This window comes from Actinacidiphila yanglinensis, from assembly GCF_900107965.1.
Taxonomy (GTDB): Bacteria; Actinomycetota; Actinomycetes; order Streptomycetales; family Streptomycetaceae; genus Actinacidiphila; species Actinacidiphila yanglinensis.
This window is the reverse complement of sequence record NZ_FNVU01000025.1, coordinates 38,903-63,810: the sequence shown is the minus strand read 5'-3', so window position 1 is coordinate 63,810 and position 24,908 is coordinate 38,903. Positions and strand designations below refer to the sequence as shown.

General features: G+C 74.0%; 20 protein-coding genes. 12 read left to right on the top strand and 8 right to left on the bottom strand.

Features of this window, described 5'->3' with window-relative positions; genetic code table 11:
* Positions 1 to 347 precede the first annotated feature (347 nt).
* Both C4U44_RS35745 and C4U44_RS35740 read left to right on the top strand, forming a co-directional pair.
* Positions 348 to 1,973, top strand: a complete 1,626-nt coding sequence (locus C4U44_RS35745) for a tannase/feruloyl esterase family alpha/beta hydrolase (RefSeq protein ID WP_103890253.1) — start codon at positions 348 to 350, stop codon at positions 1,971 to 1,973.
* Positions 1,974 to 2,302: 329 nt separating this feature from the next.
* Positions 2,303 to 2,506: a hypothetical protein gene (locus tag C4U44_RS35740; protein ID WP_103890252.1), complete on the top strand. Its 204-nt coding sequence runs from the start codon at positions 2,303 to 2,305 to the stop codon at positions 2,504 to 2,506.
* A gap of 120 nt (positions 2,507 to 2,626) precedes the next feature.
* Here C4U44_RS35740 and C4U44_RS35735 read toward each other — a convergent pair whose 3' ends face one another.
* From C4U44_RS35735 to C4U44_RS35720, 4 genes are all read right to left on the bottom strand, one after another.
* Positions 2,627 to 3,487 (bottom strand): Bax inhibitor-1/YccA family protein, encoded by an 861-nt coding sequence (locus C4U44_RS35735; RefSeq protein WP_103890251.1) that lies wholly within the window; start codon positions 3,485 to 3,487, stop codon positions 2,627 to 2,629.
* Positions 3,488 to 3,684: 197 nt separating this feature from the next.
* Positions 3,685 to 4,104 carry an SsgA family sporulation/cell division regulator gene (locus C4U44_RS35730; protein WP_407642936.1) on the bottom strand — a complete coding sequence of 140 codons (420 nt, stop codon included), beginning with the start codon at positions 4,102 to 4,104 and terminating at the stop codon, positions 3,685 to 3,687.
* Positions 4,105 to 4,380: 276 nt separating this feature from the next.
* Positions 4,381 to 5,319 (bottom strand): alpha/beta fold hydrolase, encoded by a 939-nt coding sequence (locus C4U44_RS35725; protein WP_103890249.1) that lies wholly within the window; start codon positions 5,317 to 5,319, stop codon positions 4,381 to 4,383.
* 218 nt (positions 5,320 to 5,537) lie between these two features.
* On the bottom strand, positions 5,538 to 6,503 hold the full coding sequence (locus tag C4U44_RS35720) for an RNA polymerase sigma factor (RefSeq protein ID WP_103890248.1): 966 nt from the start codon (positions 6,501 to 6,503) through the stop codon (positions 5,538 to 5,540).
* 431 nt (positions 6,504 to 6,934) lie between these two features.
* On the opposite strand from C4U44_RS35720, the gene C4U44_RS35715 reads away from it, so the two are divergent.
* On the top strand, positions 6,935 to 9,679 hold the full coding sequence (locus tag C4U44_RS35715) for a helix-turn-helix transcriptional regulator (RefSeq protein ID WP_103890339.1): 2,745 nt from the start codon (positions 6,935 to 6,937) through the stop codon (positions 9,677 to 9,679).
* Between the two features lie 64 nt (positions 9,680 to 9,743).
* Here the strand turns inward: C4U44_RS35715 and C4U44_RS35710 are convergent, their stop codons facing one another.
* The gene (locus tag C4U44_RS35710; protein WP_103890247.1) at positions 9,744 to 10,550 is read right to left on the bottom strand and encodes an alpha/beta hydrolase; all 807 of its coding nucleotides are present in this window, start codon (positions 10,548 to 10,550) and stop codon (positions 9,744 to 9,746) included.
* Between the two features lie 547 nt (positions 10,551 to 11,097).
* On the opposite strand from C4U44_RS35710, the gene C4U44_RS35705 reads away from it, so the two are divergent.
* The 3 genes from C4U44_RS35705 to C4U44_RS35695 all read left to right on the top strand — a co-directional run bounded on the left by C4U44_RS35705 (position 11,098) and on the right by C4U44_RS35695 (position 14,037).
* Entirely contained in the window at positions 11,098 to 11,742 is a 645-nt protein-coding gene (locus C4U44_RS35705) for a peptide deformylase (RefSeq protein ID WP_103890338.1), read from the top strand.
* A gap of 136 nt (positions 11,743 to 11,878) precedes the next feature.
* The gene (locus tag C4U44_RS43015; RefSeq protein WP_235032606.1) at positions 11,879 to 12,484 is read left to right on the top strand and encodes a hypothetical protein; all 606 of its coding nucleotides are present in this window, start codon (positions 11,879 to 11,881) and stop codon (positions 12,482 to 12,484) included.
* 134 nt (positions 12,485 to 12,618) lie between these two features.
* Positions 12,619 to 14,037, top strand: coding sequence for an FAD-binding oxidoreductase (locus C4U44_RS35695; RefSeq protein ID WP_235032605.1), 1,419 nt, complete (start codon positions 12,619 to 12,621; stop codon positions 14,035 to 14,037).
* A 101-nt stretch (positions 14,038 to 14,138) separates the two neighbouring features.
* Here the strand turns inward: C4U44_RS35695 and C4U44_RS35690 are convergent, their stop codons facing one another.
* Both C4U44_RS35690 and C4U44_RS35685 read right to left on the bottom strand, forming a co-directional pair.
* Positions 14,139 to 14,912 (bottom strand): creatininase family protein, encoded by a 774-nt coding sequence (locus C4U44_RS35690; RefSeq protein WP_103890246.1) that lies wholly within the window; start codon positions 14,910 to 14,912, stop codon positions 14,139 to 14,141.
* Positions 14,913 to 15,024: 112 nt separating this feature from the next.
* Positions 15,025 to 16,110 carry an alpha/beta fold hydrolase gene (locus C4U44_RS35685; RefSeq protein ID WP_103890245.1) on the bottom strand — a complete coding sequence of 362 codons (1,086 nt, stop codon included), beginning with the start codon at positions 16,108 to 16,110 and terminating at the stop codon, positions 15,025 to 15,027.
* A gap of 646 nt (positions 16,111 to 16,756) precedes the next feature.
* On the opposite strand from C4U44_RS35685, the gene poxB reads away from it, so the two are divergent.
* The 3 genes from poxB to C4U44_RS35670 all read left to right on the top strand — a co-directional run bounded on the left by poxB (position 16,757) and on the right by C4U44_RS35670 (position 20,165).
* Positions 16,757 to 18,490: a ubiquinone-dependent pyruvate dehydrogenase gene (gene poxB, locus C4U44_RS35680; protein ID WP_103890244.1), complete on the top strand. Its 1,734-nt coding sequence runs from the start codon at positions 16,757 to 16,759 to the stop codon at positions 18,488 to 18,490.
* A gap of 148 nt (positions 18,491 to 18,638) precedes the next feature.
* Positions 18,639 to 19,067, top strand: a complete 429-nt coding sequence (locus C4U44_RS35675) for an SRPBCC family protein (protein ID WP_103890243.1) — start codon at positions 18,639 to 18,641, stop codon at positions 19,065 to 19,067.
* A 159-nt stretch (positions 19,068 to 19,226) separates the two neighbouring features.
* On the top strand, positions 19,227 to 20,165 hold the full coding sequence (locus tag C4U44_RS35670; RefSeq protein WP_103890242.1) for an alpha/beta hydrolase: 939 nt from the start codon (positions 19,227 to 19,229) through the stop codon (positions 20,163 to 20,165).
* An 85-nt stretch (positions 20,166 to 20,250) separates the two neighbouring features.
* On the opposite strand, the gene C4U44_RS35665 is transcribed toward C4U44_RS35670, so the two are convergent.
* Positions 20,251 to 20,829, bottom strand: a complete 579-nt coding sequence (locus C4U44_RS35665) for a TetR/AcrR family transcriptional regulator (protein WP_235032604.1) — start codon at positions 20,827 to 20,829, stop codon at positions 20,251 to 20,253.
* 147 nt (positions 20,830 to 20,976) lie between these two features.
* On the opposite strand from C4U44_RS35665, the gene C4U44_RS35660 reads away from it, so the two are divergent.
* The 3 genes from C4U44_RS35660 to C4U44_RS43010 all read left to right on the top strand — a co-directional run bounded on the left by C4U44_RS35660 (position 20,977) and on the right by C4U44_RS43010 (position 24,886).
* Positions 20,977 to 22,194: an LLM class flavin-dependent oxidoreductase gene (locus C4U44_RS35660; RefSeq protein ID WP_103890240.1), complete on the top strand. Its 1,218-nt coding sequence runs from the start codon at positions 20,977 to 20,979 to the stop codon at positions 22,192 to 22,194.
* A gap of 65 nt (positions 22,195 to 22,259) precedes the next feature.
* A complete protein-coding gene (locus tag C4U44_RS35655; RefSeq protein ID WP_235032603.1) occupies positions 22,260 to 24,398 on the top strand; it encodes an MFS transporter in 2,139 nt (712 codons plus the stop codon).
* Complete coding sequence (locus tag C4U44_RS43010) at positions 24,365 to 24,886, top strand: class I SAM-dependent methyltransferase (protein WP_322973723.1); 522 nt, start codon at positions 24,365 to 24,367, stop codon at positions 24,884 to 24,886. Before C4U44_RS35655 ends, C4U44_RS43010 begins: the two co-directional genes overlap by 34 nt.
* Positions 24,887 to 24,908 lie beyond the last annotated feature (22 nt).

Genomic DNA, 24,908 nt, shown 5'->3' with positions numbered 1-24,908 from the left:
CGGCCCGCGGCGGTCGGATGACCCGACGGGGGCGCGGCCGGGTCCCCCGTCGCCGGCAGTCACTTGACGGTGGTGGCGGAGGACGGGGCCCGGCCACAGTGGACTCTGGTCGGGACGCCCCGTCCCGACACACCGAGAGCTCCCCCTTTTATCACCTGCTTAACAGGTGATACTGTGAGGCCGAAGGCTTCGGGGAACCAAGCCACTTTGATTCTTTGTCCCAGGTCATTGGTTACATGCGCGCAGATCGCCTCTGCGGCGGGCCCGTGACCCGGCACTCACGTAACATGCATCGTGCACATGTGTCGGCATCGCCGGTTGCACACCTATTCCTTGGAGAGAAGCGAATGAAACGACTGCTGACCGTCCTCGCGGCGGGCGTGCCGCTGGCCGCGGCGGTGGTGTACCTGCCGAGCGCGTCCGCCGAGCCGCACGCCGCCACCCTCACCCCCGCCCCCTTCTCCTGCTCGGCGCCGTCCGTGAAGGCGCCGTCGGGCACCAAGGTCGAGTCCGTGACGGCGGTCGCCGAGGCGGGCGGCACCATTCAGGGAACCGGCGTCCTCGGCGGCTCGGCCACGGGTGTCCCCGCCTACTGCGACGTGACCGTCACCCTCACCCACCCGGGCGACGGCGACCACGCCAAGGTGCAGACCTGGCTGCCCGTCAGCGGCTGGAACGGCCGCTTCGAGGCCCTGGGCGGCAGCGCCTACCTGGCCGGCGACAACGGGGTCGGCCTGGGCAACGCCGTCAAGAGCGGCTACGCCGGTGTCAGCACCGACGCCGGGGTCGGGGACGCCCTCGACACGAGCTGGGCCCTGAACAGCAAGGGCAAGGTCAACACCGCGCTGCTGCAGAACTTCGCCTCCCGTTCCCAGCACGAGGCGTCGATCGTCGGCAAGGAGGTCGTGGACGGGATCTACGGCAAGGGCCCGACGTACTCCTACTTCAACGGCTGCTCCACCGGTGGGCGCGAGGGCTACGTGGAGGCCCAGCAGTACCCCGACGACTACGACGGCATCCTCGCGGACGCCCCGGCCGTCAACTGGGACGAGTTCGAGGTGGCCACCTTGTGGCCGCAGGTCGTCATGAACAACGAGAAGACCTTCCCGACCACCTGCGAGTTCAACGCCTTCACCGCAGCGGCGGTCAAGGCCTGCGACCCGCTCGACGGCGTCAAGGACGGGCTGATCGAGGACCCGAACCGCTGCGACTTCGACCCCCGCAAGCTCATCGGGACCACGGTGGAGTGCAACGGCAAGACGCTGACCATCACGGCGGCCGACGCCACCGTGGTCCGCAAGATCTGGGACGGCCCGCGCACCACGTCGGGCAAGAAGCTGTGGTCCGGTGTGCCGATCGGCGCCGACCTGACGGGACTTGCGGGTCTCACCCAGCCCGACGCGAACGGCAACGTCGCCGGAGCGCCCTTCCAGGTGCCCGCCGACTGGGTCAAGCTCTGGGTGGCGAAGAACCCCTCGCTGGACCTGTCGAAGATCACCTACAGCCGGTTCACGCAGCTGTTCAAGCAGTCCGAGGCCGAGTACGACAAGGTCATCGGCTCCGACGACCCCGACCTGTCGGGGTTCCGCAAGGCCGGCGGCAAGCTCCTGACCTGGCACGGTGAGTCCGACCAGTACATCCCCGCCCAGGGCACCGTGGCCTACCGCCAGCAGGTCGACCAGAAGATGGGCGGCTCGCAGAAGGTCGACGACTTCTACCGCCTCTTCCTCGCCCCGGGCACCAGCCACTGCGGTCTCAACGGCCAGGACGGCTCGACCGACGGGCTCGGCGCGCTGACCGCGTGGGTCGAGCACGGCAAGGCCCCGCAGACCCTGCCCGCCACGCTGATCAACGCCTCCGGGCAGAGCGTCAGCCGCAACCTGTGCAGCTACCCGGAGGTCTCCCGCTACAACGGCCACGGTGACCCGGCCGTCGCCTCCAGCTTCCGCTGCGTCCTCCCGTCCCGGCACTGACCCGGCCGCCGACGACCTCGGCGACCTGAGCAACTCCTCTCACCCGGACCCGTCCCGGCCCGCGCCCACCGGCGCGGGCCGGGACGTTTTCGTTGCCGGGTGGGCTTCGTCGCGAGGGCGAGGTGCCGTGCGGCGCTCGTCTCCCCGGCCCAACGGGGTTGCCTGCGCGACGCGTTCGCCCTCGGGGGGCTCGTACGGTCATGTCCGCGCCCTCGTCCGTACGCTCACGTCAACACGGTCGTGCCCGTACGCTCAAGTCCGCCCGCTCGTCGGCGCGTTCACGTCCGTACCGTCGCGCCCGCGGCCAGGCCGCGGCGATACTGCCTGCCGTGACCTCACGCCTCGCCCACCCGAGAGGGTGGACCGCACTCCGCGCCTTCGCGTGCTTCTTCGCGGGCGGCGCGCTCGGCTCCCTCGGCTACGGCGTGTTCCGGAATCACGCGATCGGCGCGCTGCCGTGGGGCGGGCTGCTGTTCGGGTCGGTCGTGTGCGCGGCGGCCGTCGCGCTCGCCCCCGGGCGACGGCGCCGTTGACCCGCCGCGGGCCCTGGCCGGCGGCCGCCCGCGAAGGAGCACGGCCGGACGCCCGGAGGGGGCATGCGCGGTGCGCATGCCCCCTCCGGGCGTGGGATACCGGTCCTGGACCGGGAGAGGTCAGTCGTTGCTGGTGAAGATCGTGACCACGCGCAGTACCTCCAGGTAGATCCACACCAGGGTCATGGTGAGGCCGAAGGCGGCCAGCCACGCCTGCTCGCGCGGTGCCCCGCTCGCGACGGCGTCCTCCACCTGCCGGAAGTCCAGGGCGAGGAAGGCCGCGCCGAGCAGGACGCCGACGATCGCGAAGGCGGCGCCGAGGCCGCCGCCGTGGAAGCCGAGGCCGTTGCCCGCGCCGAAGGCGGAAAAGAGGCTGTCGGCGACCAGCAGCAGGACGAAGCCGGTGGCGGCGGCGCCGACGAACCCGGCGAAGGTGCGGGTGACGCGGATCCAGCCGCGCCGGTACGCGAGGAGCACCCCTCCGGCGACCGCGAAGGTGCCGAGCACCGCCTGTTCGACCACGCCCGGTGCGACGTAGGTCGAGATCGCGCTGGACAGGACGCCGAGGAAGACCCCCTCCAGGGCGGCGTACCCGAGGATCAGCGCGGGTACCGGCGTCCGCCTGAACGACTGGACCAGCGACAGGACGAAGGCGACCAGCGCGGCGCTCACGGCGATGCCGTAGGACCGGCCGAGGTTCGCCTCGTCGACGGGCAGCAGCAGCCAGGACAGCACCGCCGCCAGGGCCGCCGTGCCGACGGTCGCCGCGGTGTGGACGACGACGTCGTCCATGGTCATGGTGGCCCGGGTGGCCCGCGCGTCGACGGCGGTGCCGAGGTCCGGCACGGTGGCGACGCCCAGGCCGCCGCCCGCCGGCCGGTCGCCGAGCGGGGCGGCCGGCTGCCGGGGCGGATACCCGCCGGCCGGGCGTGCGGCGCGTGCGGCACCCCAGCGGGAGAAGATCGGGTTGCTTGTCCTCACGTCGTTCCTCCTGGTCCACCGCGTACGCGGTGTGGGGTGGTGCGGTGTCACCGGGGATCCCGGGTCCCGCTCCGCACATGTGTGAAGGGTGCGGGGCCGACCGGACGGCGGCGGCGACGTCGTTCCTGATTGCGTCACCACTCTGACAGGTGACGCACGGGAAGGCAACCCACCTCCGACGCCCGGCGGGCCGCCGGTCAGGCGGACGCCGATCCGCGGCCGTCGAGCAGTCCGGTGAGGAAGCCGTCCCAGTCCAGACCGTCCAGCTCCGTCCCGGCCGGGGCCGCGCGGTAGGTGGTCTCCAGCCACGCGGCCAGCCGGTCCCGGGGCAACTCGAAGAGGGCTTCCACCTCCTGCGAGTCCAGCAGCAGCCAGGACGAGGGCCGCTCCCCGGGCAGCGTCGGCCACATCCGTACGTCGCCGGAGCCGCTCATCGTGGTCAGGCCGCGCTGGAGCAGCTCGCGGCCGATGTGCCAGATGAGCCCCGGCCCGCGCTCGGCACGGAACTCCACCCGGATCAGGGCGGGTTCGTCCGGGTCGAAGATGAACTCCGCCCGCACCGGGAGCCGGGTGAATTCGTCGAGCATCTGGTCGAGTTCCAGGATCAGCGAAGGCACGGCGCCGGGTTGCGAACGAGCCCGCAGTGGTGACTGATCGCGGTGCATGGCAGGGGTTCCCTCCGTGGGACGACGTCTTGTCTTGGCCACCACTCTCGGCTCACGGCGCCGCCGCCACATCGGTCAGTTGACGGTCAACGCAAGGGCCCGGCACGGCCCGTGACGGAAAGGCGCCGGCCGACACGGCCCGCCCGCCCGCCTGCCGCGCGGGGAGGCCCGCGTGATGGGCCTGCCTGGTGACGGCGCGGCGAAGGGGGGCGGACCGCGTGACCTAAGTCAGCCGGCTGCCTGCTGCGCACCTGTCCGCAGCACGAAGCGGCGCACCGCCTCCGCGAAGAGATCCGGCTCCTCCAGGTGCCCCATGTGCCCGCTGTTCTCCAGCACCAGCAGGTCCGAGTCGGGGATCAGCTCGTCGAGTTCCCGCGCCCAGCGCACCCCGCAGATCACGTCGTGCCGGCCGACGACCACCAGTGCGGGGACTTCCAGCCCCTTCAGTGCGGCCCGGTCGTCGATCACATCGGGCGTCAGGTCCTCGTCCAGCCCCGAGATGTACGTGGCCCGCACGGCGTCCCGGAACGGGGCCAGCCGCTCCTCGTCGCCCCAGAAGTCGGCGAAGTAGGAGGGCAGCACGCCCCGGGCCGCCGCCGTGGTCTGCTCGTCGGTGGACAGGCCGGACAGCGCGGCGAACGCGGCCAGCACACCGGGCAGCCCCGGATGGTCGGCGTGCCGCGCGGCGAACGCCTCGACCATGCGGGCCGCCTCCGCGCCGTGCTCCGGGCCCGTGACCGGTGCGCCCTCGTACAGCACCACGCCCGCGAGGCGTTCGGGGCGGTACAGGGCGTGGTAGGCGGCCACGAACGCGCCGTGCGAATGACCCAGCAGGTGCACCTCGGGCACGCCGAGCCGGTTGACCAGCACCTCCAGGAAGGTGCTGTACCGCTCCCGGGTGTACCCGTGCGGGTGGGTGGGCAGCCGGCTGTCCGGGGCGGTGCCGACGGGCTCGACGTACACCATGGTCAGGTGCTCCTCGAGGGCGGGCATGCGCAGGTACTCCCAGTCGATGCCCGGGCCGCCGGAGTGGGCCACGCACACCGGGCCGCTGCCGTGGACGTGGTAGCGCTGGACCACACCGGCCAGCGTGTAGGTGTGGGTGCCGGGGGAGAGGGGGCCGGACGCCGGGGCGTCGTCGTGCTGCGAGGGAAGGCGGTCGCTCATCGCGGTCTCCGTACGGTGAAGGTGCCACTGGCGGGCAGTGGCCGGTACTGACTGGCACTGACACCGACATGACGGAGTGGAGGCCGCGAAGTTCGATCGGGACGGTGTGATCTGGGTCATGCCGCCCGGGCAGGGGCGCGCGGGGAGGGGACTCAGGCGGCTTCGGGCACCGGATCAGGCCGCTTCGGGCACGGAATCAGGCGGCGCCCGGCACCGGATCAGGCGGCGTCGGGCACGGACCCGGCCTGCGGGCGCGCCGCGTGGTGCAGGGAGACCCGCTGGAAGCGGCCCTCCTCCACCGTCATGATCCAGGCGACCCCGGGCGGGCAGTGGTCGGGATCGTCGGGCGGGCTGAGGAGTTCCATCTCCCACACCACCAGGGAGCGGCCGGCCGTCACGTGCAGGGGCCGCTGGCGTACGCCCGCAGAGAGGTCGAGGTCCATGCCCGCCAGCAGCATCCCGGCGCCGCCGAGCCGCGCGCCCCCGGCCAGCAGGGAGACCTCGCGGGAGCAGCGGTCCTTGACCACCCGGCCGAACTCACCGCGTTCGGCGGCCGCGAGCATGTCACGGGCATCCTGCCAGCTGTCCCGCGTACGGCGCTGCGTGTCGCTGTGCGCGCCGGCCGCGGTCGCCGTCAGGGCCCGCTCCAGGGCGGTGCGCGCCTGGTTCAGCCGGCTGCGCACGGTGCCGACCGGGATCGCGCAGGCCTCGGCGATCTGCTGGTAGGAGGTGATCCCGGCGGAGAAGTAGCGCAGCACCACCGGCAGCCGCAGGGCCGGGGACAGCGTCTCGACGGCCTCCCACACCCAGTCCCGCAGCGCGTGGCCGTGCAGGACCTGTTCGGGGGTGCCGAGGTCCGGCGGCAGCGGCACCTGTGCGACCGGCTCGACCCTCCGGGCGGCCCGCTGCAGGCTCCGGCAGCCGTTGCGCACGACCATCCGCAGCCACGCTCCGACGGCCTCCGGATCGCGGACGTCCACGATGCGCCGCAGCGCCACCAGCGCCGCGTCCTGCAGGACGTCCTCCACGTCGGGGCCCGGCCCCAGCAGGCTGACCGCCACCGCCCGCATCCCGGGCCGGTGCCGCTCCAGCAGCAGCGCCAGGGCCGACACGTCGCCCGCCTGCGCGGCGCGGGTCAGGGCCGCGTCCATCGCCGGCCCGGCGTCCTGCGGCGTTCCGTCCATACCCGTTCCTGACCGAGACATCTTCCTGAACCCTAACCCGCCCGCCGGGGCCGGGCGGAAAGCGCGGTCCCGACCGCGTACCGACCGGTACGGCACCGTACCGTCCCGCCACATGTGACACGTGTCTCGCAGAAGCAGACACATCGACACGAGACCGGCGTCACTTTTCGGTCATACTAGGGGCGAGCACGGCCGCTCACCGCCGGACCGGGACACACGTATGAGTTCCCACGGCGGGTGCGGCTTCCGGAACGCGCCCCTGACCAGCCAGCAAGGGCGCCCGACGGAAATGGACGGCGCCGCGGCCCGGCGGAACGACAGCGTACTGTCGCCCCTGGACCTGGCACGTTCCGTTCCGCACCAGCGCGGCAGCGTTCCGGTCCGGCGTGTCCAGGGCTGAAGGGAGTGGGGGCGTGGGGTCGATCGGGGCCATGGTCGGTCGGGAGACCGAGCGGGAGGTGTTGTCGGAGTTCACGGCGGCCACCGGCGGGCGCGTGCTCGTGCTGCGCGGCGACGCGGGCGTGGGCAAGAGCGCGCTGCTGGACCACGCGGCCGAACTCGCCGCGGAGCAGGGGCACCGGGTGATCCGGGCGGCGGGCGTCGAGGCGGAATCGGAGCTGCCGTTCGCCGGCCTGCACCAGTTCCTGTACCCGCTGCTGCCCTCCATCGACCAGCTGGACCCGGCCCAGCGGAGCGTCTTCGACGTCGTCTTCGGCAGGGGCGGGAGCACTTCGCCCTCGGTCATGACGCTCGGCATCGCCGTCCTGGACCTGCTGTCCCTCGCCGCGTCGCACGAACCCCTGGTGCTGGTCCTCGACGACGGCCAGTGGCTCGACGGCTCCAGCACCGAGGTGTGCGGCTTCGTGGGACGCCGGCTGACCGGCAGCGCGGTCAAGCTCCTCGTCGGCCTGCGGGCCGGCGTGCCCTCGGGCTTCGACACGGCCGCCCTGCCCGAACTGGCGGTGGCGACGCTGTCGGAGGCGGCCGCCGAGGAACTCCTGGACACCCGCCACACCGCGCTGGACCCAAGCGTCCGCCGGCTGGTGCTGGACGAGGCCCGGGGCAACCCGCTGGCGCTGCTGGAACTGCCGCCGCACGTCTCCGGTGCCCGGGCCGAACGCGGCGGCGGAAACGTGTCCGGCTACACCGGCATACCCCTGCCCCAGCGCCTGCACCAGGTCTACGGGGCGCGCATCGAGGCCCTCGAACCGTCCGTGCGGGCCGAGTTGCTGCGCGGCGCCTTGGACGGCGTCGGCGCGGGCAGCGCCGCCGACCGCACCCGCGGCACGCGGTACCGGATGAGGGACGCCGACGAGGCCGCGGCCCGCGGCCTGCTGGACGTCGACCCGCTCAGCGGCGACTTCGTCTTCCGCCACCCCCTGGTGCGCTCGACCGTCGTGCAGACCGCCACCCCCAACCAGCGGCGCGCCGCCCACGCGGTGCTCGCGGATCTGCACCGCGCCGACCTGGAACGCCGCGCCTCCCACCTGGCGGCCTCGACGATCGACCCGGACGAGCAGGTCGCCGCCACCTTGGAGGCGGCCGCGGACTCCGCCACCCTGCGCGGCGGCGCGCTGGCCGCCGTGGCCTGGCTGACCCGGGCCGCCGAACTCAGCGAGAGCCCCGAGGAACGGCACCGGCGGCTGGGCGACGCGGCCTACATCGCCGGGCACTCGGGCCAGTTGGACCACGCCCGGCAACTCGCCGGCGCCGGCGGCGGCCCCGGCGCGAACGACTCCCCGGCCGCGGCGCTCGCCGCCGGCTACGCGGCGCTCTTCGAGGACGGGGACGTACGGTCCACCCAGCGCCAGATCTGCGCGGCGGTCGAGAGCATGCGCGACGCGGGGGTGAAGGAGCCGGACGAGGTGCTCACGCGCCTGGTCGACCTGCTGCTGGTCATCAACCAGTACGCCAGCGACGACGCCGCCTGGGAGCGGACCCACCGGATCCTGGACGACGTGGGCCACCTGGTGCCCCCGCTCACCCGCATCTACGAGGACGCCTGGGGCGACGTGGTGCGCCGCGGCGCCGGCCTGCACGCGCGGGTGGAGCGCGCCTTCGCCGACCCCCAGGGCCTCGAGCCGTGGGACGTCACCCGGCTGTGCGTCGCCGCGTACCACGTGGACACCCTCAGCCAGTACCGGCCGCATCTGCAGCGCACCGTGGACCGCGAGGTCGAGACGGGGGCCGTGGCCGACGCCATGACCATGCTGCACCTGATCATGCTCGACCAGATCGCGGTCGGGGAGTGGGCCGAGGCCGAACGCACCGGGCAGCGCTGCCTGGAGCTGACCATCACCCACCAGCACGCGCTGTTCGTCCACCACACCCAGGCGTACCTCGGCCTGCTGGCCGCCCTGCGCGGGGACGTCGAACGCGCGCGGGAACTCCAGGCCCAGGTCGACGCGTGGGCGCGCCCGCGCGGCGTCGGCTTCCTCACCCAGATCGCCGACGCCACGGGCACCGCCGCCGCCCTCGGCGAGGGCGACTACGAGGCCGCCTACCTCCACGCCATCGGCCTCACACCCCCCGGCACCTTCACCCCCTACGCCCACCAGGCCTCCCGCAGCCTCCTCGACCTCGTCGAGGCGGCCCTGCACACCGGCCGCTCGCAGCAGGCGCGCGCCCACGCGCTCGCGGCCCGCGACGCGAACCTGCCCGACATCTCCCCCCGGCTCGCGCTGATCACGTACGGGGCCCTGGCGATGACCGCCGAGGACGCCGCCGAGGCCGACGCGATGTACGACCGCGCCGAGACCCATCCGGCTGCGGTGACCTTCCCGTTCGAGCACGCCCGCATCCGGCTCGCGCACGGCATCCGGCTGCGCCACACCCAGGGCCGCAAGGCCGCGCGGCCCTCGCTGACGCTGGCAGCCGAGACCTTCGAACGGCTCGGCGCGCCCGACTGGGCGGAGCGGGCCCGGGCGGAGCTGCGGGCGGCCGGTACGGCCGCCGCCTCCTCCTCGGCACCCTTCGCGGCGCTCACCTGGCAGGAGCAGCGCATCGCCGACCTGGCCGCGAGGGGCCTGACCAACAAGGAGATCGGCGAGCGCATCCACCTGTCGCCGCGTACGGTCAGCTCCCACCTGTACCGGGTGTTCCCCAAGCTCGGCATCACCTCGCGGGCCGCGCTGCGCGACGCGCTGGGCAAGCTCCCCAGCGACCAGAACGTGTGACCCGGGGGCGGGCGGGTGCGCTTCCCCGGGCCCGCCGGCCACCAACCCGTCGGTCATGGTGCGTTCAGCCCCGCGCCTGCCCGGCCCGGATGCCGCGTTCGTCGAGCCAGCCGAGCACGTAGTCGGCGACGAAGCGCCATCCGCTGTCGATGGTCAGCGAGTGGGCGCGGTCCGCGAACTGCTTCAGGTCGGTCAGCGCCGTGGAGTCGCCGTACTGCTTGTAGGCCGCGCGGGTCACGACGTCGGGCACCAGCAGGTCCTCCTGCCCGGAGATCAGCAGCAGCGGGCCGCGGCGGGCGTTGGCCACGTCCGCCGCCGCACGGGGGCTGCGTGCCGTGTCCGCGCACCCGAGGTCGGCGAGCAGCCGCCGCGGGGCCGGCACCACGTACCGCTCGAACAGCGCGTCGGACTCCTGCTCCCCGGCAGTGTTGGCGAAGACCCGGTGGAACTCCCGCGCGGACAGCGACACCAAGGGGTCGTCGCCCTGCGCGCCGTCCGGGGTCCACAACCGGTCCCGGGCGGCGGGCAGCGGGACGTCGTTGACCGGGGCGGACGCGATCGCCACCGCGGCCCGGCCGATGCCGGCGCCGAGCAGCTGCTGGGCGACGAGCCCGCCGACGGAGTGGCCGACGATGACCGGCGGGACGTCCAGCGACCGCATGAACCGGGCGTAGTGGTCCGTCAGCGCGTCCAGGCCGATGTCGCCGAGCCCCGCCGGGTCCCGGCGCACGTCCCGGGGTTCGTCCGCCTCCCCGGGCCAGCCGGGGGCCATCGCGACGAACCCCCGGCTGGCGAAGCGTTCCGCCCACGACTCCCAGGCGAGCGCGTGCAGCCACGCGCCGTGGATGAAGACGACGGGAGTGCGGTTCACGGTTGGTTCCTCCGAGCATGGCGATCACCCGGCACCGGTACACGGGCGACCGCCCCAGCATCGTTCAGGCAGTACGGCGGCGGCCAGAGTCGAATGACTGAATGTGGGCGCCGGAAGCCGGCCGGACCGGGCGGCCCCGCACACGCCGCTGACCCGGGAGTGCGGGCTCCGGCCGCCCGCCGGGGGCCCACCGAGGCCGGGATGCCGGCGGGCGGCGGGGCAGGCCGGGGGAGGGACGCCGGGAAGTTCGTACGTCAGATGACTGAGGGCCGGGGTGCCGTCGCCCGCGGCATCCCACGGGGGCGCTGTCAGGCGGGCGGTGCGCGGCCGCCGCCCCGGTACGGCACCTCACGTGGACCGGGGCCGCTCCGACCGGCGACGCGGGCCGGGCCGGACCGAGGAGGGCACCGGGCCGGGCAGCTCCGCTCGGCCGGCCCGCCGCGCGGACCGGCCGCCGCCGGCCGCGCTGCTTCCCGCACGCGGCACCCCCGGCACACCGGGCACCCCCGGCCACGTTCGGGCCGCTCGGACTGGCATGCTGACCCGCATGACTGCTTCCGCGACACACATGTCCCTGCCCGAGCGGGTGGAGGAACTCCTGGCAGCCGGCGGCCCGTTGCCCATCGTCGCCGCGGGCGAGGCCGTCCTGCGCGGCGTCGCCGAGCCGTACGACGGCCAGCTCGACGACGCGCTGCTCGCCCGGTTCGTGGCCGCGCTGCGCGAGACGATGCACGCGGCCCCGGGTGTCGGGCTCGCGGCGACACAGGTCGGCATCCCGCTGAGCATCGCGGTGGTGGAGGATCCGGCGCCCGGCTCGCCGGAGGTGCTGGAGGCGCGCGGCCGCACCCCGCTGCCCTTCCGGGTGCTGGTCAATCCCGCGTACCGACCCGAGGGCGACGAGCGCGTCGCCTTCTTCGAGGGCTGCCTGAGCGTGCCCGGGTGGCAGGCGGTGGTGGCCCGGCACGCCCGCGTGCGGTTGCGGGCGCGGGACGAGCGCGGCCGCTCCGTCGACGAGGTGTTCACCGGGTGGCCGGCCCGCATCGTGCAGCACGAGACCGACCACCTCGGCGGCATCCTCTACCTCGACTCGGCCCTGACGCGGTCGCTGTCCACCAACGAGGCCGTGGCCGCGCACTGGTCGCAGCCCACCCCCGAGACGGCCGCCCGGGAGCTGGGGTTCGAGCTGCCGTGACACCGTGAACCGCCCGGTGCGGCCCGGCTGTCCGGCAGTCGGATGACGGATTCGCCCGACCCCCTTCCCCCCGCAGACTGAAGCCCGCGAAGCTCGCACGGCTGAGGCCCGCACGGGCCCGGAGGGGGAGAGGGACATGACGACATACGGCGGATGCGGCCGGCCCTGCTGCGACCGTTCACCGGCCACCCGGCCGCGGTCCTGGCCGCGGCCGCTGCGGCGGTCCCGGCCGGGGCCCGACACCGAGCGGGCCGGCCGGCCGCCGCTGACCCTCGTCCCGGCCGAGGCCGACGTGCAGGGCTCGGCGGACACCGACACCCGCTTCCCGGCCGAAGGCGACACACACACCGACACCGCCGTGGAAACCCCCGCGGACGCCGACCCCCGCGCCCGCCGCGGACCCGCGCCGCTGTCCCGGCTGACCCGCCTGCCGATGCCGGACGGCGTCCGCGGCGCTCTCGTGGCACCGGTGGACGGCACGCTGACGGCCGTGTGGGTGCCGCGGAACGCACCGTCCCGCGTGCCGCCGGGCCGCGTCCTGCTGTCCTGGACACCCGCCGGGCTCGACCGGATGGACGTCACCGCCCACCTCGGACTCCCCGGTACCCAGGTGCTGTTGGCGTGCTGGCCGGGCCTGCGCGGCGACTGGTCCGGCGTGGTCCGGCCCACCGTCGCCGAGGTGACGGAACTGCACGCGGCCCTGCGCCTGGCCACCGTGCTCCTGGAAGGGCTCACCGACTGACAGGCAGGCTGCCACGCTGCCATATGTCACCTCCCCTCCCGGGCAGCCCTACCCGCACCGCAGCCGTGCACCTGGTCCAAGCCGAGACACGTATTCTGGAAGAAGACATATGTGTGTTTCGGAAGAGAGATGTCATGGTGAACGCGGACATGTCCGGTGTGACCGGTGGGGACCTGCGGCCGCAGGACGTTGCGGGACTGGGGGAGGCCGTCCGGGGCCCGGTCCTGGTGCCGGGATCGGCGGCGTACGACGAGGAGTGCGCCACGTACAACCTGGCGTGCCGGCTGCGCCCGGCCGTGGTGGTGGGCGCGACCGGGCCCGAGGACGTGCGGGCCGCCGTGCGGTTCGCCGCGGAGCGCGGGCTGCCTGTGGCGGTGAAGTGCACCGCCCATCAGGTGGTGGGCTCGGCGGAGGGCGGCGTGCTGGTCACCACCGGCCGGATGGCGGGCATCTCCGTCGACGCCGCGGCGCGCACCGTGCGCGTCGAGGCGGGCGTGCGGTGGCGGGACGTGCTGCCGCGGGTCGCCGAGGCGGGCCTCGCGGTCCTGGCCGGCTCGGCGCCCGACGTGGGCGTGGTCGGCTACACCCTCGGCGGCGGGCAGAGCCCGCTGCTGGGCCGGTCGCTCGGCTACGCCGCCGACCGTGTGCGCCGGTTGGAAGTGGTCACCGCGGACGGCGAGCTGCGCGAGGTGGAGCCGGACAGCGAACCCGAGCTGTTCTGGGCACTGCGCGGCGGCAAGGGCAACTTCGGCGTCGTGACGGCGGTCGAGTTCGACGCGTTCCCCCGGACCCGCTTCTACGGCGGCGGCCTCTACTTCCCTGGCGAGCACCTGGCCGACGTGCTGGAGGCGTGGCGCGCCTGGCTGCCGACGGTCGGTGAGGACATGACGTCGTCCGTCGCGATCCAGCGGCTGCCCGACCTGCCGGTGTTGCCCGAACCGCTGCGCGGCGCCTTCGTGGTGCACCTGCGGATCGGCTACCTGGGGCCCGCGGAGAACGGTGCGCGGCTGATCGCGCCGCTGCGGGCGGCGGCGCCGGTGCTGCTGGACCTGGTGGAGGACAAGCCGTTCGCCGCCCTCGGGGAGATCCACCGGGACCCGGTGGCCCCGATGCCGTACTTCGACCGCAGCGTCTGCCTGGAGGAGTTCTCCGAGAAGACCGCGCAGACGCTCGTGGAGCTGACCGGCGCGGGGTCCGGGTGCGCGCTGGCGAACGTCGAGATCCGCGCCCTGGGCGGGGCGTTCGACCGGGAGCCGGCCGGCGGCAACGCGGTCTCCAGCCGCGGGCTGCCCTTCGTCGTCTTCGCGTTCGCCGTCGGGAGCCCGGAGCACGAGGAGCAGTCGCGCGCCGGCCTGGCGACGGTGGTGGACGGCCTGGCCCCCTGGGCGGCCCGCCGCAACATGGTGAACTTCCTGTCCCCGCACGAGGCCACCGACGGCGCGGGAGTGGCGCAGGCGTACGGCCCGCAGCGCTACGAGCGCCTCGCGGCGGTCAAGCAGCGCTACGACGGCGGCAACATGTTCCGCTTCAACCACAACGTCCGACCTGCCTGACGCGAGGTCAGAGACAGAAGGACCGCCCCGGCGGGTGACGGCTCCTCCGGCGGAGGCCGTCGCCCGTCGGGGCGGTGGAGTGGTGCCGGGCCTGCGCCGCCTCAGCGGTCCAGCAGCGCCGCCCACGGGTCCTGCACGATGACGTCGGCCAGCGCCTGCGCGCAGCCGGCGAGCATCCTCTCGCCCTTCTCGGCCCCGGCCGTGCGCGCGTCACCCGCCACGCCCGAGGGCGTGATCCGGTCGAACGGCACGGCCAGGTAGACCGGTTCGGTGGACTCCGCCGGCAGCGTGATGCGCGGCCCGTGCGCGTCGCCCAGGTACTCGGTGCGCACCAGGCCGGGGAAGGCGGCCATCATCATGGACGTCTCCCCCTCGCACGCGTGCATGAGGCCGTCCTGGGTCTCCAGGGTGTCGCGCACGACCTCCCGGCCGGCGCCGAAGTAGCTGGCGAAGGCGATCGGCCTGCCCAGCTCCGCCGTCAGCTCCGTGGTCAGCGCGTTGAGCGCGGTCATGTTCCCGCCGTGCCCGTTGACGATCAGCACGCGGGAGAAACCCGCCCGGACCACCGAGCGGCATATGTCCCGCAGCAGCGCGTGCAGGGTGGGCAGGGACAGGGTGATGGTGCCGCCGAAGCCCATGTGGTGCTCCGACAGGCCCGTCGCCACCGACGGCGCCACCACCGCCGCGGAGTTCCGCGCGGTGGCCAGTCCGGCCGCCCGGCGGCACACCTCCGCCGCCAGGAAGTCGTCCACCCCGGTCGGCAGGTGCGGACCGTGCTGCTCGGTGGCTCCCACCGGCACCAGCACCACCGCGTCCTCGGCCGCGAGGTCGCGCAACCGCGCGGCCGTCATACGGTTCCACTGGACTTCGCTCATCCTTCAGGTTCCTCCTGGCAGGTGCCGCGCCGGCGCGGGCGCGGCGGGTGGGCCGGCGCCCGGCCGGCGCGGACGGGTGGGTGGTGCGGGTGGGGATCAGAGGTGGTCGGGGTCAGAGGTGGTCGGCGTCGACGACGGCCTGGGCGAACACGGTCGGCGCCTCCTGCGGGAGGTTGTGGCCGATGTTCTGGATCGTGCGGTGGTCGTACTTCCCGGTGAAGTACGTCCGGTAGTTCGCGCCGTCGCCGGCCGGAGTGAAGGGGTCGAGTGCCGGGTCGAGGGTGATGGTGGGGACGCCGATCCTGGGCGCGGCGGCCAGCTGCTTCTCGTAGCGGGCGTAACGCGGGTCGGTCTCCACCAGCCCGATGCGCCAGCGGTAGTTGAACAGCACGGTGGCGGCGTAGTCGGGGTTGGTGAACGCCTGCGCGGTGCGCTCGAAGGTGGCGTCGTCGAAGTTCCAGTTGGGGGAGACGATCTGCCACACCAGGCGGCACAGCGCCTTGCACTCGTCCGGGTTCTCCATGGCCTGCTTGCCGCGGTCGGTCGAGAAGTACCACTGGTACCACCAGTTGTGCTCGACGGCCGCCGCCGCCGGGGTCTTCTGCGCCTCGACATTGGTGATGACGTAACCGCTGGTGGACACCAGCGCCTTGACCCGCTCCGGCCACAGCGCGGAGATGATGTCGGCGGTGCGCGAACCCCAGTCGAAGCCGGCGAGCACGGCCTGGTCGATGCGCAGGGCGTCCATGAACGCGATGATGTCCAGCGCCACCGCGGACTGCTCCGCGGTGCGCGGCGTGCGGGGGGACAGGAAGGTGGTGCTGCCGTGGCCGCGCAGGTAGGGGACCAGCACCCGGTAGCCGAGGCCGGACAGCGCCGGGGCGACGTCGACGAAGCTGTGGATGTCGTAGGGCCAGCCGTGCAGCAGCAGCACCACCGGGCCGTGCGCCGGGCCGAGTTCCGCGTAGCCGACGTCCAGCAGCCCCGCCCTGACCTGCTTGATGGCGGGGAAGGTGGTGTGCGTGCCGGGAACGATCGGGGGCACGGTGGCGGCGGGCACGCCCGTGCCGTTCGTGCCGCCGTGCCGGGCGGCCGTGCCGGTGCCGGCGGCGTTCGCGGTGCCCAGACCGGTCATGGCCATGGCGGCCGCGCCGGTGCCCACGCCGAAGGCCTTGCCGAAGGTACGCCTGTCGATCATGTGAAAACCCTTGTCCCGTGTGTGTCGGTGGCCGACCCGCGCCGCAGGCGACCTCGTGTCCCAAAGCGTCCGCCTCCGCCCGGCCGTGCGTTCCGACCGCCGCGCCGTGAGGCCGACGGTTCACCACTGTCGTCCCCGGCGCGGCGGTCCACATCAGTCAGTTGACGGTGAGACGCGCGCGGCAGTACCGACCCGGAGCGGACACCTCCCGCGTCCGCCGCGCCCGGCCGGCACCTCCGTACCGCCCCGGTCCGGCACGGAACACCCACCGGTGCGCCCCGCGAACCCCCCGCCGGAGCCCGGGCCCGCACCCACGCGACCGGCTACGTCATCTGACTGCGCGCGGGGCTGCGCCCCGTTTCCCGGACCCCCAACACGTGTGAGCGCGCCGGAAGGGTGCACGCCGGCCGGTGCTCCCGGGCAGGGTCCGCCACCCCCGCCACCGCGCCCGATCGCCCCGCATCGGGCGGGCGCCGGGTCCCGGCCGGGGCACAGTCAATCGACGGATGTGTGCGCCCGGCACCCGCCCGGACACTGGGCGGGCACCCCGCCGCGGGTGGCCCCCGGTTGCGCGGGCGGGCCCCGGCGCGGGCCGAGCGCGCCGCACAAGCCGCGTTTCCCCGACCGACGGAAGGCATCACCAGCCATGCACAGCATCGCCGATCACGTCATCGCCACGCTCAAGGCCTCGGGAGTCCACCGCCTCTACGGCCTGGCCGGTGACTCCCTCAACGGACTGACCGACGCCATCCGCCGCGACGGCGAGGTGGACTGGGTGCACGTGCGGCACGAGGAGAGCGCCGCCTTCGCCGCGGCGGCCGAGGCGGGGCTGACCGGCGAGCTGACGGTGTGCGTCGGCAGCTGCGGCCCGGGCAACCTGCACCTGATCAACGGCCTGTTCGACGCGCAGCGCAGCCGCGTGCCGGTGCTCGCCATCGCCGCCCAGATCCCCGGCGCCGAGATCGGCACCGGCTACTTCCAGGAGACCCGCCCCCAGGAGCTGTTCCGCGAGTGCAGCGTCTACGCGGAAGTGGTCGGCAGCCCGGAGTCCGCGCCGCGCATCCTGGAGGCGGCGATGCGGGCGGCCGTCGAGCGCCGGGGCGTGGCCGTCGTGGTCGTCCCCGGCGAGGTCTTCCTCGCCAAGGCCCCGCACGGCACGGCCCCCGCGGTGGTCCGCCCGGCCCGCAGCGTGGTGCGCCCCGACGACGCGGCCCTGCAGGAGGCCGCCGACCTGCTCAACGCCGGCCGCAAGGTGACGATCCTGGCCGGAGCGGGCGCGGCCGGCGCCCACGACGACCTGGTCCGGCTCGCCGGTGTCCTCAAGGCCCCGGTGGTGCACGCCCTGCGCGGCAAGGAGTACGTCGCGTACGACAACCCCTACGACGTCGGCATGACCGGCCTGCTCGGCTTCGCCTCCGGTTACAAGGCCATCGAGGAGGCCGACACCCTGCTGATGCTCGGCACCGACTTCCCCTACCGGCAGTTCTACCCGCAGGCCGCGAAGGTGATCCAGCTGGACCTGCGCGGCGAGCAGATCGGCCGCCGCACCCGCGTCGACCTGCCGCTGGTCGGCAGCGTCCGCGACACCCTGCCCGCGCTGCTGCCGCTGCTGGCCGGCAAGGAGGACCGCGGCCACCTGGACGGTGCCCTGGCCCACTACGCCCGCACCCGCAGGTCGCTGGACGCGCTGGCGGTCAACGACCACGAACGCACCCCGATCCACCCGCAGTTCGTCGCCTCCACCCTCGACCGCCTCGCCGGCGCCGACACCGTGTTCACCACCGACGTCGGCTCCCCGGTGGTGTGGGCCGCCCGCTACCTCACCTTCAACGGGCGGCGCCGGCTGCTCGGCTCCTTCAACCACGGCACGATGGCCTGCGCCCTGCCGCACGCGATCGGCGCCCAGACCGCGTTCCCCGGCCGCCAGGTGGTGGCGCTGTCGGGTGACGGCGGGCTGACGATGCTGCTCGGCGAGCTGTTCACGCTGCGCCAGAACCGGCTGCCGGTGAAGGTGGTGGTCTTCAACAACGGCTCGCTGAACTTCGTCGAGCTGGAGATGAAGGCGGCCGGCATCGTCAACTTCGCGACCGACCTGGACAACCCGCGGCTGGCCGACGTGGGTGAGGCGATCGGGCTGTGGTCGCGCCGGGTGGAGCGGCCCGGTGAGCTGGAGGACGCGCTCGTGGGCGCCCTCGCCCACGACGGCCCGGCGCTGGTCGAGGTGATGACGGCCCGCCAGGAGCTCTCGGTGCCGCCGACGATCACCGCCGAGCAGGCCAAGGGCTTCACGCTCTACGCGATCCGGACGGTCCTGTCCGGCCGTGGCGGCGAGCTGCTCGACCTGGTCTCCACCAACGTCGCCCGCCGCATCCTGCACTGACCGGGCCCACCTGCCGCGCCCCGCCGGCCGGGGCATGTGTCCGGCCGGCGGATTCGATTCGTCACCGTCTTGACAGGTGACGATGTTGGATGGAAGAGTCGTCACCAGTCAGAGAAGTTACGCAAGAACCCGATGAAGGAATCCAGCCATGGCAGTCGTCCGCTTCCACCTCGTGTCCACCCTCAGCCCGTCGGCCGTCCTCGACGTGCTGACCGACTTCGGCCCCTCCCGCGCGGAGAGCTGGCCCACCATCGACGCCGAGCACTTCGTCCTCCACGGCCGCGGCGAGAACTGGGCCGAGGTGACCGAGGGCACCGCCTCCGCCTGGGAGCGGGCCCGCTACGAATGGCAGCCCGGCGGCGACACCGTCACCATCACCACCCTGGACTCCAAGCTCTTCGGTGCCGGCGGCGGCTGGGAGTTCACCATGACCCCGGAGGGTGAGGGCACCCGGGTGGACGTCGAGCTGGTCCGCAGGCCCGCCACCGTCAAGGGCAAGATGCTGGCCTCCCTGCTTCCACTCGCCGCCCCCGGGAGCCTGCGCAAGTCCTTCGCCAAGCCGCTGCGGGCCGCGTGACCCGGTCCCCGGCCGGACGCACCACCGTGATCATCGGCCCTCCCGGGGGAAGGACCTTCCCGTCGCGGTAGGGGCCCGGCCCCCGGCGACGGGGAACCCTCCGCCCCCCATCCACCACCTCGCACGACCACAGCACCGAGCACGAGGAGCACGCAGCCCATGAGCAGCACGTCCAGCACCGCCCCCGCCTCCGTCACCTTCGAGAGCGCCGGCATCCCGATCGCCGCGAACCTCTACCTCCCCGCCGGCGCGGCCGGCCCCCTGCCGGCGCTGGTCGTCGGCCACCCCGGCACCGGGGTGAAGGAGCAGACCTCCGGCGTCTACGCGCGGCAGCTCGCGGAGCGCGGGTTCGCCGCCCTCGCCTTCGACGCGGCCTACCAGGGCGAATCCGGCGGGCTGCCCCGCGGGCTGGAGGACCCGGCGCAGCGCGTGGAGGACTTCAAGGCGGCCGTCTCCTACCTCACCACCCGCGACGAGGTCGACCCCGCCCGCATCGGCCTGCTCGGCGTGTGCGCCTCGGGCGGCTACAGCCTCTCGGCGACCGGCGGCGACCACCGGATCAGGGCGGTGGCCACCGTCTCCACCGCGGAGCCCGCCCGCCAGTTCCGCTACGGCGCCGACGGCACCCAGGACCCGGCCGTCTTCCAGTCCCTGCTGGACGCGGCCGCCCAGGCCCGTACCGCCGCCGCGCGCGGCGAGGACGCCGGGGCGATGACGATGTTCCCCGAGACCGCCGACCAGGCCCGCCAACTCGGCGGCGAGCACGGCGTCGAGGGCTGGGAGTACTACTGCAGCACCCGCGGCTACCACGAGCGCTCGGCGAAGACCCTCGCCTGGGAGAGCATCGACAAGATGGCCTCCTACGACGTCTTCCACGCCGTGCCGCTGATCGGCCCGCGCCCGATCCTGCAGATCCTCGGCGAGCGCGCCGTCACGGCGTGGATGGGCCTGGAAGCCCACCGGCGCGCCACCGGCCCGGCGCAGATCCACTGGATGAAGGGCGCCAGCCACGTCGACCTGTACGACAAGCAGGAGTACATCGGCCCGGCCATCGACCGGCTCACCGAGTTCTTCACGGCGAACCTGCCCGCGGTCTGACCCCGCGCCCGCCGAGGGCAGGTGAGGGAGCGACGCACCCAGGCCCGTTGCGCGGCCCCGGTGCGTGCCCCTGAGGGCGGGCCGGTCAGGGGCGCAGCGCCTGGAGGGTCAACTCCCCGTACCGGCGCCACAGCGCGGGATCGCGGTCGCCGTTCGTCATGAGCTGCAGGGTCATCCCGCACAGCAACACGCGCAGGTCGAGTGCGGTGGCGTCCTCGCGCACCTGCCCGGGGCCCTTGGCGTCGTCCATCAGACCCGACAGCCGCGACAGCAGTCCCGAGGCCCGCCGGAACTGCCCGGTGGCCAGCGCCTCCGACAGCAGCCGGTCGCCGGCGAGGCTCTCGAAGAGGCAGGACACGTACGCGCGGAACCTCTCGTAGGGGTCGGTACCGGCCAGCGCGGGCGCCGTGCGCCGGTCCAGCTCGCCGAGCCGCTCGGCCACGACCGCCTCGACCAAGTCCTCCTTGGCGGGGTAGCTGCGGTAGACGGTGGCCTTGCCCACGCCGGCCCGCTCGGCGACCTGCGGCATGGTGCCGTGCAGGCCGAACTCCTGGAAGACCTCGAGCGCCGCGGCGAAGACGCGCTCGTGGTTGCGTCGGGCGTCGGCGCGCCGCAGGGACGGCTCGGGCTCGGCGGTCACCGCGCTCACCTCCGTGGTTGTCACGCACCCATTGTGCCCGCGCGCGGCACCGGCCCGCCGCGGCCGGGGGCGCGGCACACCCATTTGACCGGACTCATGGGTCCGTTTACGCTCTTCGACTAAGCGGACTCATGAGTCCGATTACATGGGGGCGGCACGAAGGAGCGGCGCATGAACCACACGACACCCGCGGGCGGCCCGGGTCCGGACACCGGCGGGACCGGCGGCAGCCGCATCCCGCTGTCCGTCCTGGACCTGACGGTCGTGGGGGAGAACGGCGATCCCGCGGCCGCGCTGCGGCGGACCGCCTCGCTCGCGCAGGCGGTGGAAAGCTGGGGATACCGGCGCTTCTGGGTCGCCGAGCACCACAGCTTCCCCGCCTCCGGAAGCCCCGCCCCCGCGGTTCTCCTCGCGTTCCTCGCGGACCGCACCCGCACGATCCGGCTCGGCTCCGGCGGCGTGATGCTGACCAACCACGCCCCGCTGGTCGTCGCCGAGCAGTTCGGCGTCCTGAACGCCTTCCACCCGGGCCGGATCGACCTGGGCGTCGGACGCAACCCCGGCGGCCTGCCCGCCGTCGAACAGGCCCTGCGCCGCGCCGGCCACGGCAAGGAGGACGGCGCCGACGACCAGGTCGAGGACGGCGGCGCACACGACCGCGGCGCCAAGAACGACCGCGCCAAGGACGGCGGCGACTTCGCGGACCAGGTCGAGGAACTGCTGGGATTCCTGGCGGACCGCTTCCCGGCGGACCACCCGTACGCGCGCGACCACGTGCACGTCGTGCCGAAGGCGCCCGAACTCCCCGTGTGGGCCCTCGGATCCGGGACGACGGGCGCGGTGACCGCCGCCCGCCTCGGGCTGCCCTTCGCGGCCGCCTTCCACATCAACCCCGGCCAGGCGCTGAAGGCGATCGACCTGTACCGGAGCACCTTCCGCCCCTCAGCGACACTGCCCGAGCCCCACGTGATGGTGTCCGTCAACGCCACCTGCGCGCCGACCGCCGCGGGGGCGCTGCGGCTGGCCCGGTCGGGGGCGCTGATGATGATGCGCGCCCGGCAGGGCAGGCAGTCCGCCCTGCCCAGCGCGGACACGGCGGCGCGCCACCCGTACACGCCCGAGGAGCGGGAGTTCGTCGACGGGTGGCTCGGTGGTGTCGTCCACGGCGCCCCCGACGCGGTCCACGCGGGGCTGACGGATCTTCAGATACGCACCGGGGCGGACGAGTTGATGCTCACCACGATGATCCACGACGACACCGCGCGTGCGCTCTCCTACGCGCTGGTGGCGAGGGAGTTCGGACTGGCGGCAGGGGCCGACCGCCCATGTCCGACGGGGGAGCCGACCCAGCAGACGTCCGATGGCGGCCGCCTGACCGCGGACATGTGACCGTACCTCGCCCGCAACCCCGCCCACTCGCTCCACCTCGCCCCCGACGCAAGGAAGGCACGACCATGCCGAGTGCGGCACCCCGCGTGTCCGCCGCCCCGGGCGACGCGCCCGGCGCACCGCCCCCCGCAGAACAGGACGCGCCGGCCGGCCGCGCCACCGGCACGCTGCTCGCCCTGATCCTGACCGGCCAGTTCATGGCCACCCTCGACGTCTCCATCGTGAACGTCGCCGCCCGCACCATCCAGCGGGACCTGCACGCCTCCGGGCCCGCCCTCCAGGTGATCGTCGCCGGCTACACCATCGTCTACGCGGTCCTGCTGATCAGCAGCGCCCGCCTGGGCGGCCGGCACGGCTACCGCCGGCTCTTCCTCACCGGCACCGCCCTGGTCACCGCCGCCTCGCTTGCCTGCGGGCTGGCCCCCGGCGCCGGCTGGCTGATCGGCTTCCGGCTGGTTCAGGGCGCCGGCGCGGCCCTGCTGGTGCCGCAGGTCATGTCGCTCATCCAGCACTCGCTCACCGGCCCCTCCCGGGTCCGGGCGCTCGGCGTGTACACCGCGGTGCTGGCCGCCGGCGCCGTCGTCGGGCAGATCCTGGGCGGCGTGCTGGTCGGCGCCGACCTGCTCGGCAGCGGCTGGCGGGCCGTCTTCCTGGTCAACGTGCCCGTAGGCGTGGTCCTGCTGGCGGCCGGCCGCCGCCTGCTGCCCGCGGTCGAGGGCACCCGCGCCCGCCGGCTGGACCTGCCCGGCCTGCTGCTGCTCGCCGCCGCGCTCGGCCTGCTGGTCACCCCGCTGGTACTGGGCCACGAGACGGGATGGCCGGCCTGGACCTGGGTCCTGCTGGCCGCCTCGGCCGCCGCCTTCACCGCCTTCGTCCGGTTCGAACGCCGGCTCACGGCCCGCGGCGGCGACCCGCTGATCGAGGGGCGGGTGCTGCGCTCCCCGGGGCTGGTGCCGGCCGCGGCGGCGATCTGCCTGGTGCTGGTGACGTTCTCCGGCTTCCTGTTCGTCTGCGCCCTGCACTTCCAGGGCGCGCTGCGCTACGGACCCGAGCGCGCGGGGCTGCTGTTCGTGCCGCTGGTCGTCACGTTCGGGCTGGGCGGCCTGTACTGGCGGCGCCTGCCGGCCCGGCTGCACCCCGCGCTGCCGGTGGCCGGACTGCTGGCCACCGCGCTCGGCTACGGCGCGCTGGCGCTGCTGCAACGCGACGGCGGGCAGGCCGGGGCGGCGGTGGAGACCGCGCTCGCCGTGGTCGGGCTCAGCTCGGGGATCGCCTACGGCCCGCTGTTCGGCCTGGCGCTCGGCCGGGTCGGTGCGGCTGACGCCGCCGACGCCAGCGGGCTGATGAACACCGTCATCCAACTCGGCCAGGTACTGGGCGTCTCGGTGATTGGCACCCTCTTCCTGAGCCGGGTGGCCCTGCCCGCGGCGGGCGCCGCCTCCGGGCACGCCCTGGCCGTCGCCACCTGGGTCGTCGCCGCGGTGGCGGTCCTCGCCGCCGCCTGCGCCCACCTCGCCGGCCGCGCGGCGGGGCATCCGGATGTGAACCCGGAGGGGGCCGCCGCTCGTCGGAGGAACGAGGGGTCCCCCACGTCGCCTCCTGGTACATCCGCAGGACAACGCACCGAGAAAGTTGAGCACATGCAGGACGAGAAGCGCGTCATGGAATTCCTCGAGCGGGTCGTCGCCGACCAGGCGGCCGCCTTCGCGGGGGTGTCCACGTCGTTGGGGATACGCCTCGGGCTGTACCGCGCCATGTCCGGCGCGGGCGCCCTCACCTGCGCCGAACTGGCGAAGAGCACGGGAGTCGCCGAGCGGTACGTCCGGGAGTGGCTGGCCGCACAGGTCGCCGGTGCCTACGTCCTGCACGACGCCGAAGCCGACACCTATGTCCTGCCCGACGCGCACGCGGCCGTCCTGGCCGACTCCTCGTGCCGACGTACGTGGGCGGCGGCTTCACCATGCTCAAGGCCCTCTACGGCGCCGAGGAGGCGCTGGAGCGCGCCTACCGGACCGGCGGCGGCGTGGGCTGGCAGGAGTACGGGCCCGAACTGGCCCAGGGCGTGGCCGCGTTCTTCCGGCCCGGCTACGAGGCGGTCCTCGTCCAGGAGTGGCTGCCCGCCCTGGAGGGCGTCGAGGCCAAGCTCCGGCAGGGCGCCTCGGTCGCGGACGTGGGGTGCGGCTTCGGCCACTCGACGGTGCTGATGGCCCAGGCGTACCCGCGCTCCCGCTTCCACGGCTTCGATTTCCACCCCGCCTCCGTGGATGCGGCCCGGCGGCTGGCCGAGGAGGCGGGCGTGGCCGACCGCGTGACGTTCGAGGTCGCCGCCGCGGACGAGTTCCCCGGCGGCGGGTACGACCTCGTCACGTTCTTCGACTGCCTGCACGACCTCGGTGACCCCGGCGCGGCCCTGCGGCAGGCGGAGAAGGCGCTCGCCCCGGACGGCAGCTGCCTGGTCGTCGAACCGAACGCGTCGGCCGAGCCCGGCGCGAACATCCACCCCATCGGCCGCTCCTTCGCGTCCACTTCCGCCGTCCTGTGCCTGCCGACCGCCCTGGCCCAGAACGGCCTGCACGCGCTGGGCAACCACGCCGGCCGGGCCCTGGAGGGCATCGCCGCCGAGGCCGGCCTGAGCCGCTGGCGGCTCGCCGTCGAGACACCCACCAACCGCGTCCACGACGTCAAGCGGTAGCCGATGATCTCCCGCACCACTC